The 11,903-nt window shown below is 39.8% G+C and carries 10 protein-coding genes; 1 reads left to right on the top strand and 9 read right to left on the bottom strand.

Annotation, left to right across the window (positions count from 1 at the left end):
* On the top strand, positions 1–364 hold a 364-nt coding region (locus KS419_RS19690; RefSeq protein ID WP_217068206.1), incomplete at its 5' end, for a hypothetical protein.
* A gap of 48 nt (positions 365–412) precedes the next feature.
* Here KS419_RS19690 and mtaB read toward each other — a convergent pair.
* From mtaB to lepA, 9 genes are all read right to left on the bottom strand, one after another.
* Positions 413–1,759 (bottom strand): tRNA (N(6)-L-threonylcarbamoyladenosine(37)-C(2))-methylthiotransferase MtaB, encoded by a 1,347-nt coding sequence (gene mtaB / locus KS419_RS19685; protein WP_217068204.1) that lies wholly within the window; start codon positions 1,757–1,759, stop codon positions 413–415.
* Between the two features lie 5 nt (positions 1,760–1,764).
* Complete coding sequence (locus KS419_RS19680; protein ID WP_217068199.1) at positions 1,765–2,517, bottom strand: 16S rRNA (uracil(1498)-N(3))-methyltransferase; 753 nt, start codon at positions 2,515–2,517, stop codon at positions 1,765–1,767.
* 8 nt (positions 2,518–2,525) lie between these two features.
* Complete coding sequence (prmA, locus tag KS419_RS19675; RefSeq protein WP_217068198.1) at positions 2,526–3,467, bottom strand: 50S ribosomal protein L11 methyltransferase; 942 nt, start codon at positions 3,465–3,467, stop codon at positions 2,526–2,528.
* Positions 3,468–3,490: 23 nt separating this feature from the next.
* A complete protein-coding gene (gene dnaJ / locus KS419_RS19670; protein WP_217068197.1) occupies positions 3,491–4,618 on the bottom strand; it encodes a molecular chaperone DnaJ in 1,128 nt (375 codons plus the stop codon).
* Between the two features lie 177 nt (positions 4,619–4,795).
* A complete protein-coding gene (gene dnaK / locus KS419_RS19665; RefSeq protein WP_217068195.1) occupies positions 4,796–6,634 on the bottom strand; it encodes a molecular chaperone DnaK in 1,839 nt (612 codons plus the stop codon).
* A gap of 34 nt (positions 6,635–6,668) precedes the next feature.
* Positions 6,669–7,280, bottom strand: coding sequence for a nucleotide exchange factor GrpE (gene grpE / locus KS419_RS19660; protein ID WP_380085940.1), 612 nt, complete (start codon positions 7,278–7,280; stop codon positions 6,669–6,671).
* An 86-nt stretch (positions 7,281–7,366) separates the two neighbouring features.
* A complete protein-coding gene (hrcA, locus tag KS419_RS19655) occupies positions 7,367–8,395 on the bottom strand; it encodes a heat-inducible transcriptional repressor HrcA (RefSeq protein WP_217068193.1) in 1,029 nt (342 codons plus the stop codon).
* Positions 8,396–8,505: 110 nt separating this feature from the next.
* A complete protein-coding gene (hemW, locus tag KS419_RS19650) occupies positions 8,506–9,660 on the bottom strand; it encodes a radical SAM family heme chaperone HemW (protein WP_217068192.1) in 1,155 nt (384 codons plus the stop codon).
* 51 nt (positions 9,661–9,711) lie between these two features.
* Positions 9,712–11,547 (bottom strand): translation elongation factor 4, encoded by a 1,836-nt coding sequence (lepA, locus tag KS419_RS19645; protein ID WP_217068190.1) that lies wholly within the window; start codon positions 11,545–11,547, stop codon positions 9,712–9,714.
* Between the last annotated feature and the right edge of the window lie 356 nt (positions 11,548–11,903).

Genomic DNA, 11,903 nt, shown 5'->3' with positions numbered 1-11,903 from the left:
TCTTACCGAAATCCTTCTCCAACCGCTCGTTCGGGAACAACTTCCTCCAACTTCTTACCGAAATCCTTCTCGAACATCCCGTTCGGGAACAACTTCAGACAACTTCTTACCGAAATCCTTCTCGGCCTCTCCGTTCGGGAACAACTTGCTCCAACTAATTACCGAAATCCTTTTCCAACATCCCGTTCGGGAACAACTTCCTCCAACTTCTTACCTAAATCCTTCTCGTCCTCCTGACAAAACCGTCACTGCAGGGTCTTCACCTCATGCTGTTCCCGATGGAGTCGCCGCCTTTCATTTCTCCAATCTTTTCTCAAAAAGCAACAAAGTTTACGAAATGAGCCTTATAAAAAAAGCAACCTAAATTAATATAGGTTGCGGACAATAATTTACTTAATCTTTTAATGTTCAATTAAACAACAGACTTTTTTACTCTTTCATCCTTCAACACTCGGACAAAACTACCTACATTATACGGATAACCGGCTTTTTCAATCTTCACTTTCACAATTTCACCGATCATGGATTCGTCTAAGGGAACTTTGACTTTTAAGTAGTTATCAGAATAACCAACAAAATAATTGCTTTCAGGATTTTCTTTATCCTTCTCTTCCGGTATAACTTCTAGTACTTCCCCTTCGTATGCAGAGGCATATTCCTTTGCCAGTTGATTGGAAAGCTCTATTAGCATATGAACACGTTTATTTTTCACATCATCTTGAACTTGATCTTCCATTCTGGCAGCAGGAGTTCCCGTACGCTTAGAATAAGGGAAAACATGAAGTTCAGAGTAACCAACTTTTTTTATAAAATCGAAAGTTTCCTGAAATTCATCTTCCGTCTCGCCTGGAAAACCAACAATGACGTCAGAAGTTACGGCCAAACCGGGCAATGCTTTCTTTAATTTTTCTACACGGTCAAAATAAAAATCGGCGGTATATTTACGACGCATCCTTTTTAACACGGAATCAGAACCAGATTGTAATGGCACATGAAGATGCCTAACAATTTTTTCAGAATCGTCAATGACTTGAATCACATCATCTGTTATTTGACTTGCTTCAATGGAAGAGATACGGATTCGTTTTAAACCTTCCACTTTTTCCAAATCTTGAAGTAATCTTGCTAAACTATAATCCTTCATGTCTTCCCCGTAACCACCTGTATGAATACCTGTCAAAACAATCTCTTTATATCCTGCTGCCACAAGCTGTTCTGCCTGTTTAAGAACGTCTTCCGGTTTTCTTGATCGCAAAAGGCCCCTAGCCCATGGAATAATACAGAAAGTACAAAAATTATTGCAGCCCTCCTGAATTTTTAACGAAGCCCGTGTACGATCTGTAAACGCCGGAACATCTAATTCCTCGTAAACCCTAGCTTTCATGATGTTGCCTACACCATTAATTGGCTCACGCACTTTCCGAAACTGTTCAATGTATCCCAAAAGTTTAGAACGGTCTTGCGTACCAACGACAATATCAACGCCAGGAATAGCCATCACTTCTGCAGGAGAAGTTTGTGCATAACACCCAGTTACACAAACGACCGCTTCCGGGTTCTTCCTGATGGCACGGCGGATGACTTGACGACTCTTTTTATCACCTGTATTAGTAACTGTGCAAGTATTTATTACGTACACATCTGCCGTTTGTTCAAACTCTGTTTTTTCATAGCCTGCATGCTGAAACAGTTGCCAAATCGCTTCTGTTTCATAATGATTTACTTTACAACCTAATGTATGAAATGCAACTAATGGCATATTAATCACCCTAACAATTCAAAATGGTATGATATGGCCGCTAAACCATAAAGTGGTGCTGTTTCGCTCCGTAAGATTCGTGGACCAAACCCGCAAATAATGGCTCCCCGCTCAATAAAGCTTGTTATTTCACGATCAGAAAAACCGCCTTCAGGTCCTACGATTAAAAGGAGACTTTCTCCCTCATTCATCTTATTTATAACTGAAAAGAACCGACTTTTCTCATCGTTTTTAGCTGCTTCCTCGTAGGCAACTAAAACATGATCGTACTCCTCAAACCTTTCTAACAACTGTTTTGCAGTTAGAACATTTGTAACAATTGGGACTCTTTGACGATGGGACTGCTCTGATGCTTCCTTGGCAATTTTCGACCAACGTTCTACCTTTTTTCCAGCTTTCTTCCGATCCCACTTAACAATGGACCGTTCTGCCTCGAATGGAATAAACTCCGCAGCACCTAATTCCGTTCCCTTTTGAATGACAAGTTCAAGCTTTTCACCCTTGGGTAAGCCATGGGCTATAGAAATATGAACTGGTAACTCAACGACCTTTTCTTCCTGCTGCAACACTTTTGCTTTTACATTATCCTCTGGAAATCCAGTAATCTCACAAGAAAAACACCTGCCATTTTCATCACAACAAGTAATCGTAAAACCAATTTCCATCCTCATGACACGGCGAATATGCTTAGCATCTTCCCCATGAATAAAAACATGTCCATCTCTAAAACTAGTGTTATTTAAGAAATATCGCTGCATCGAATCACCTATTCTGGTTTTTTTGCAACAATGGCGAGCCAGTCTTCCATCTCAATAATTTCTTCGAGTTCAAATCCACTCTTTGCCATAGCTTCTTTTACATCGGACCTTTTTCCTTGAATAATGCCAGAGGTAATAAATGTACCTCCTGGTTTAAGTATTTCATAGGCATCATTTGTTAAACTTACAATGACATCTGCTAGTATATTGGCTACGATAACATCAGGATTCTCTCTCACGTTTTCCATGAGATTACTTTGGTATACTGTTACGACATTCTGGCATTTATTTAATTTAACATTCAACTTAGCTACTTTTACAGCTACCTCATCTAAATCAATCGCCACTACAGAGGAAGCTCCCAGTTTTGCTGCGGCAATACTAAGGACACCAGACCCTGTTCCCACATCAATGATTGAATCCCCTGGAGAAACATACCGTTCAATTGCCTGGATACAAAGAACGGTTGTGGGATGGGTTCCGGTTCCAAATGCCATTCCTGGATCCAGTTCTATGATAACTTCTTCCTCATGAACCTTATTATATTCTTCCCAAGTTGGAGTAATCGTAAAACGTTCTGACACTTTCACGGGCTTATAATACTTTTTCCATGCCGTAGCCCATTCTTCTTCGTTCACTTCACTGACCGTAACTGTATTTGATCCAAGGTCAATATCATAAACTGGGAGTTGGTTAATGGATTCTTTAATCTCTTCTACTGATTCTCCAAGGAAACTATTCACAGGCAAATAGGCTTTCACTATAACACCTTCTTCAGGGTAGTCATCTGGTGATAATTGATAGATTTCCCCAAACGTTGTATCCCAGTCCTTTTCCAGATCAAGTGGATCTTCAATAACAACTCCACTTGCCCCGGCTTCATGTAATATATTACTGACAGGTTCCACCGCTTCTTGTGTTGTGTGAATACATATCTCTGACCATTTCAAGTAAACCAACTCCCTTGTCAAACTTAATCACCAAAGTTTTTAAACGCCCGTTTTACCTTTGAAAAGAAATTATCACTTTGTTCGTCTGGAACTTCATTTCCGCTAATTTCTGCAAACTCCTTAAGTAGTTCCCTTTGCTTGTCTGTCAATTTTTTCGGTGTAATTACACGTACTTGAATATGCTGATCCCCTTGTCCTAATCCCCGGACATTCGGAACACCTTTTCCACGCAATCTAAAATGGGTTCCAGTTTGGGTTCCTGCAGGAATTTTTAGCTTTACTTTTCCATTTAGGGTTGGCACTTCAATTTCATCCCCTAAGGTAGCCTGAACGAATGTTAATGGCATCTCACAATAAATATCATCCCCATCCCGTTGGAAAAACTCATGGGATTTCACGTTAAAGACAACGAATAAGTCTCCAGGGGGCCCACCATTCACACCAGGTTCCCCTTGCCCTGATACACGAATTTGCTGTCCTGTATCAACACCTGCAGGAATTTTGATATGAATTTTTTTCCGTTTCTTTACTTTTCCTTCACCGCCACAAGTACGGCATTTATGCTTAATTGTTTTTCCTGTTCCTTGACAACTGTTACATACTCGACGATTTACAACTCGGCCAAACGGTGTATTTTGTTCAATATTTAATTGACCAGATCCGCCACATTGTTTACATGTTTCTGGATTCGTGCCTGGTTTTGCCCCTGATCCATCACAGGTATTACACGTTTCTTCCCTCGGAATTTCGATATCGGTTTCTTTCCCGAAGACAGCCTCTTTAAATTCAAGAGTCATCGTATACTGTAAATCTGCCCCTTGGCGTGGTGCATTCGGATCCCTTCTGCCACTTCCACCAAAGAACATATCAAAGATGTCACTAAAACCACCGAAATCTCCAGCACCAGCTCCGCCGCCTCCAAACCCTTGGTTAGGATCAGTATGGCCAAATTGATCATAGTGAGCCCGCTTCTGAGAATCACTCAGTGTATCATATGCTTCCTTTACTTCTTTAAACTTTTTTTCTGCATCCGCTTCTTTATTAACGTCTGGATGAAATTTTCGGGCTAATTGACGGTAAGCTTTTTTTATTTCTGCATCCGACGCCCCTTTATCCACTCCCAGTACGTCATAAAAGTCTCTCTTACTCATTTATATCCACTCCCGATTCTAATCCATAACGAATATCTTAACATCCTCATGGTCAACAGGCAAGACTCCCCTACCAGTTTCAAATGTTTTTTAAAATAAATATCTGCAAATTGTTGTTCAAGTGTGAAAAAAGTCAAAGCCATATCTGACTTTGACTTTCTAACACTTACCATTTAATTATTTTTTCTCATCATCGTTTACTTCTTCGTATTCAGCATCAACAACATCATCATCTGATCCAGCATTTCCTGCATCCCCTTGAGCTTCTTGTTGGGCCTGTGCTTGCTGTGCTGCCTGTTCATAAAGCTTTGTGGAAAGTTGTTGTACTACTTCTTGTAACTCATCCTTAGCAGAACGGATTGCCTCTACATCTGTTCCCTCAAGGGCAGATTTCACTTTATCTTTTGCTTCCTCTGCTTTTGCTTTGTCCCCTTCATCCACATTTTCACCAAGGTCTTTTAATGTTTTTTCTGTTGTGAAAACGAGTTGATCCGCTTCATTTCGTAGGTCCACTTCTTCACGGCGCTTTTTATCTGCTTCCGCATTTTCTTCTGCTTCTTTTACCATTTTTTCAATTTCCTCATCTGATAAACCTGATGACGATGTAATTGTAATGGATTGCTCTTTATTTGTTCCAAGATCCTTTGCACGTACGTTTACAATACCGTTTGCATCAATATCGAAACTCACTTCGATTTGTGGAACACCACGTGGTGCTGGAGGTATATCCGTAAGTTGGAATCTTCCCAACGTTTTATTATCCGCCGCCATTTGTCGCTCCCCTTGTAGAACATGAATATCTACTGATGGCTGATTGTCAGATGCTGTTGAGAAAATTTGTGACTTACTAGTGGGAATTGTTGTGTTTCGATCAATAAGTTTTGTAAATACAGCTCCCATTGTCTCAATTCCTAATGATAACGGAGTAACGTCAAGTAAAACGACGTCTTTCACATCACCAGTTAACACACCAGCTTGAATCGCAGCACCAAGTGCTACTACTTCATCTGGATTAACTCCCTTATGAGGATCTTTTCCAGTAACTTGTTTAATGGCAGTCTGTACTGCTGGGATTCGTGTAGATCCCCCCACTAAAACAACTTTGTCTATATCATTGGCAGAAAGTCCAGCATCCTTCAATGCCTGACGTGTTGGTCCCATTGTTCTTTCAACTAAATCAGAGGAAAGATCTTCAAATTTAGCCCGGGATAAAGAAAGTTCCAAGTGTTTTGGACCTGATGCATCTGCCGTAATGAACGGTAGGGAAATTTGCGTTTGAGAAACTCCTGATAGATCCTTCTTCGCTTTCTCAGCAGCATCCTTTAACCGTTGTAATGCCATTTTATCTTTTGAAAGATCAATTCCATTTTCCTTTTTAAACTCCGCTACTAAGTAGTCGATAACTACCTGGTCGAAATCATCACCACCGAGTTTATTATCACCAGAAGTGGCTTTCACCTCAAAGAATCCATCTCCTAGTTCCAAGATAGAAACGTCAAATGTTCCACCACCAAGGTCATAAACGAGAATCGTTTGATCTTCTTCCTTATCTAAACCATAAGCAAGAGCAGCGGCAGTTGGTTCGTTAACAATTCGTTCCACTTCCAAACCGGCAATTTTCCCCGCATCTTTTGTAGCTTGTCGTTGGGAATCATTAAAATAAGCAGGAACTGTAATAACAGCCTTCGTTACTTTTTCTCCTAAATATGCTTCTGCATCTTCTTTCAATTTTTGAAGAATGATGGCAGAGATTTGTTGTGGCGTATAATCTTTTCCTTCTGCGTCCACCTTATAGTCAGTTCCCATATGGCGCTTTATGGAGACGATCGTATTCGGGTTAGTGATCATCTGACGTTTTGCAACTTCCCCCACTTGACGCTCTCCATCTTTAAAGGACACAACGGATGGTGTTGTGCGGGATCCTTCTGCATTTGTGATAACAGTTGCCTCGCCACCTTCCATTACGGCAACACAAGAGTTTGTAGTCCCTAAATCTATTCCAATTACTTTACTCATTGAAAACATCCTCCTATCTTTTACAATATGTAATCTATTGATTTACTTTGACCATTGCAGGACGAATAACTCGGTCCTTTAATTTATACCCTTTTTGCAGTTCACCAACGACGACATTCGAATCATATCCTTCTTCTTCCACTTGCATCACAGCTTGATGTACATGGGGATCAAATGGTTGACCCATCGTTTCAATGGCTTCTATCCCTTCTTTTTTCAGGGCATCCTGAAGTTGACGATAAACCATATCCATTCCCTGTAAAACATTTTTGGTTTCATCTGATTCCACTTGTGTATTTAAAGCACGTTCGAAATTATCGATGGCAGGTAACAACTCTTCAGCAAGACGTTGTGATCTATATTTTGCATCCGCCTCCTTCTCTAGCCGAGTACGGCGACGGAAGTTTTCATAATCAGCTTGTAAACGGAGGAGACGATTGGTAGTCTCTTCTAGTTTGGTTTCCAGCTCCTTGATTTTAGAACTTCCTGCATCTTCTAGTTCATATTCTTCGTCTTGATTCTCATCTTCCATTACCAGTTCTTCAGTATCTAGCTGTTCTTCCACTGTACTAGTTTCTTCGACAGTTTCCACATCATCCTGTTCGATAGTGTTTTCTTCCTCAAGTGACTTTTCTTGCTTATCCACGATTCTCACCTCCTCAACAAAATAAGCTACTTCCCAATTGTGGAGAATAAATTTATTTTTCCCATTTGTCAACTAAAACGATAAGACTATTTTTGGTATCTTGTTGTTAATAGCTTCGACAAATCCTTCGAAAGATAGTCTAAAATTCCAATGACACGTTGATATTCCATTCTAGTTGGTCCAAGAATTCCCACAGTTCCCATCGGTTTCCCATCAAATGAATACGTAGCAGTTATAACACTACATTCGTCAAATGGTTCAAATCTATTTTCCTGGCCTATCTTGATGGTTATTCCCTGATCATCGGAACGGAACAATTTCGTTACTAATGCATCCTCTTCAAAAATATTGAATAGTTGCTTTACCCGTTCCACATTATGAAATTCAGGTTGAGCAAGAATATTTGTTTTTCCTCCATAGAAAACTTTCTCATGCTGTTGAGAAAGGAAGGTTTTGTTTAATAGTGAAAGCATCGTATCATATTGATCGATATATTTTTCAAACACATTTCCTAATTCAGTAGTTAACTTATGGCGTAAATGGACGAGTGGAACACCCTTCAATCGTTCGTTAATAATATTAACAACTTTTTCAAGATCATGGATATTTAATCCTTCAGGGAGAGCAACTGTCTGGTTTTCAACATGCCCCGTGTCCGTCACAATAATAGCCACGGCAGACTCGTTGGACAATGGAATGATTTGAATTTGCCTCAATGTAGATTCAAAGATCTCAGGTCCTAAAACAATAGATGTATAACTGGTTAAGTTAGAAAGAATCTTAGCCGACTGTTGAATGACCTGCTCAAGTTCACTAAACCGCTCTCTGAATACGGACTGAATCCCACTAATTTCTTTCTTTGATAGTTTTTTTGGAGACAATAAATGATCAACATAATAACGATATCCCTTTTGAGAAGGTATACGTCCTGCAGAACTATGGGGCTTTTCTAAAAAACCAAGCTCTTCTAAGTCTGACATTTCATTTCGAATAGTCGCTGGACTATAATTCATATCCTCTCGCTTGGATACGCTCCGTGAGCCCACAGGTTCAGCATGGGTAATGTAATCATCAATGATCGCTTTTAAAATAAGCAACTGACGTTCTGTTAACATATGCATCCCCCCTGTTAGCACTCTCGATACGCGAGTGCTAAATCTATATAATAACTTACCAAATAAGGAATGCCCTTGTCAATTGAAGAATACTAGGAGATTTCACTATTTTAATTCCATGATTCTTCCCCTAATAAAAAGCGCTCAAACACTTCATTCCCAAGGGGTACTCCCCTTTCCGTCAAACGGATGTAACCCTCTTCTACCACTAGTAAACCTTTCTCTTGCAAATCTGATATAGCTTCTGGAAAAACTTGAAAAAGTTCTAAACCATACTTTTGATTAAAGACACTCAATGATACTCCTGAACGTTTTCTTAAGCCCATAAACAATTCTTCTTCCATTTGTTCCTTTTTAGAAACCTCATGCTCTTCCCGATACGGAAATCCGGTCTCTTTCATAGATGCTATATATTTTGGTAGAGGACCATGATTGATCCTGCGTACACCGTCTACATAACTATGTGAACCTGCACCGATCCCATAATATGCATCATTATCCCAATAGGTTAAATTATGTTTGCTTTCGTAACCTGGAATAGCAAAGTTACTAATTTCATATTGGGAAAAACCAGATCCAGCTAAAGTATTTCGAAGAATTTCATACATATCAGCTTCCACGTCTTCGCCTGGAAGGGGAAGTTTCCCTTTTCGCCACAATTGATAAAAGACCGTTTTTTCTTCCACTTTTAATGAATAAGCACTTATATGCTGAACCTTCAAGTTTAACGTTTCCCTTAAGGTTTCCTTTACTTGTTCCGTCGTTTGATTAGGAAGTCCTATCATTAAATCCATCGAAATATTTTGAAATCCAACTTCTTTACATGTGGAGATGGTTTCCATAACATCCATCACTTGATGATCTCTGCCGATTGCTTTTAAGAGATTCTCATCGAAAGTTTGTACACCAATACTAAGGCGATTTACTCCAAGTTCTTTCATCATCACAAGCTTGTCCTGGTCTGCACTCCCAGGGTTTACTTCCACAGTCCATTCACACTGTTTTTCCAGAGGGAAGTGGGTCTTTACTGCTGTGAGAAGTTGGCGCAATTGCGCAGTAGATAAAGAAGTGGGAGTTCCTCCACCCACATAAACAGATGTAATTCCTTTTGTAGGGAACTTTCTTAAGGTATTTACTATCTCCGTTTCACACAAATCCAGATACTCGGAAACAGGCTGCCTATCTAAGAAGAATTTATTAAAGTCACAGTAATGACAAATTTGTTCACAAAAAGGTACATGAACATATACGGCTTTAGGTTTCATTCGGTTTCACCTCCGACACGGAAAGACCGCAGAATTTCTGCGGTCTCTTTGTCATGATTTTTTATCTCCTTCATCCATACTGAGAACAGACATGAATGCTTCTTGAGGAACTTCCACACTACCGACACTCTTCATTCGTTTCTTACCTTCTTTTTGTTTTTCCAATAGTTTTCGTTTACGGGATATATCTCCACCATAACATTTCGCCAATACGTTTTTGCGCATCGCTTTTATAGTGGAACGGGCAATAATCTTCTGACCGATACTCGCTTGAACTGGAACCTCGAATTGCTGACGTGGGATCAATTGTTTAAGTTTCTCAACAATAATTTTCCCCCGTTGATAAGCACTATCGCGGTGAACAATAACCGATAGAGCATCTATTTTCTCAGCATTTAGAAGAATATCCATTTTTACAAGCTTGCTTTCTTTGTATCCGATCATCTCGTAGTCAAAAGATGCATAGCCTTTCGTGCTTGACTTTAATGTATCAAAGAAATCGAAGACGATTTCAGATAACGGGAGCTCATAGGTGATATTTACACGGTTTTCATCCATGTATTGCATATCTACATATTCTCCCCGTTTTTTCTGACATAGCTCCATCACAGCTCCCACATAATCATTTGGAACCATCACTTGTGCTTTAACATATGGCTCTTTTACGTGATCAATTTTTTGTGGATCTGGCATATTGGATGGATTATCAATACGAATCATCTCTCCATCCGTCATATACACTTCATATATAACACTAGGAGCTGTTGTGATTAAATCAATATTAAACTCCCGTTCAATTCGTTCCTGAATGATTTCCATATGAAGAAGCCCCAAGAATCCACAGCGAAAGCCAAATCCTAATGCCTGAGACGTTTCAGGCTCAAATTGCAGGGAGGCATCATTCAATTCCAGTTTTTCTAATGCATCCCTCAAATCATTGTAATCATTTGTATCTATTGGATATAATCCGCAGAAAACCATCGGGTTTAATCTCCGGTAGCCTGGCAGGGCCTCTGCTGTGGGATTTGTAGCACTAGTCACGGTATCACCCACTCGTGTATCACCCACATTTTTTATGGAGGCAATCATAAATCCCACATCTCCAACGGTCAGTTCTGCTTGAGAAACTGGTTTAGGTGTGAATACTCCCAGTTCTTGTACTTCAAACTCTTTTCCCGTTGCCATCATACGGACTTTATCTCCAGGTTTAACCGTACCTTCTACCACTTTCATATATACAATAACTCCACGGTATGGGTCGTATAAAGAGTCAAAAATCATCGCTTTGAGGGGAGCTGCAGGATCTCCATCAGGAGGTGGCACTTTATCTACAATAGCTTCCAAAATCTCTTCAATACCGATCCCACTCTTAGCGGAAGCTAATAAACAATCTTCTTTTGGAAGTCCAATAACATCTTCCACTTCTTGTGAAACTCGTTCCGGTTCAGCACTTGGTAAGTCTATTTTATTAATAACAGGGATTATTTCTAAATCATTATCAAGGGCTAAATAAACATTGGCTAATGTTTGAGCCTCGATCCCCTGGGCTGCATCCACAATCAAAAGTGCCCCTTCACAGGCGGCTAAACTCCTTGATACTTCATAAGTGAAATCCACATGACCTGGTGTATCGATGAGGTGAAAAATATAATCTTCCCCATTTTTTGCCGTGTACTTCAATTGAACGGCATTTAATTTAATCGTGATTCCCCGTTCTCGTTCAAGATCCATAGCATCGAGCATTTGCTCTTTCATTTCCCGTTGCGTTAACGCACTGGTCTTTTCCAGAATACGGTCAGCTAATGTGGATTTTCCATGATCTATGTGTGCGATAATGGAGAAATTACGTATCTTTTCCCTTCGTATCAAACGATCTTCATGTTTCATAACAATCACTCCTACTATTATAAACAAGTACACAACGAACATCTAATTAGTTAATATGAGAACAAAGAAATACACTAAGATTCATTATAGCAATAAGGGGGGATAATCTTCAAATATCTTTTTAAATTAGTTTGCGTCAACCATTTGTGGGCATATTTTTTAGTGAGTTCAGGAATGCCTCTTTTTGTTAAGTTTTTGTTGACAACGCTTTCTTGATTTAATGAGTTGTTCAAATTACCTTTAACAAATTTTTTTAAGCAATAAGTTAAATGTTTATACTCGAATCCGTTACAGACGGACGCTTTCCGCGGGCACGGCCTCTGCCTCCTCGCCGCAAAGACCAGCGTCTGCGGGGT

It is taken from the genome of Evansella tamaricis, from assembly GCF_019042215.1.
Lineage (GTDB): Bacteria > Bacillota > Bacilli > Bacillales > Salisediminibacteriaceae > Evansella > Evansella tamaricis.
This window is presented reverse-complemented; position numbering and strand designations above follow the sequence as displayed.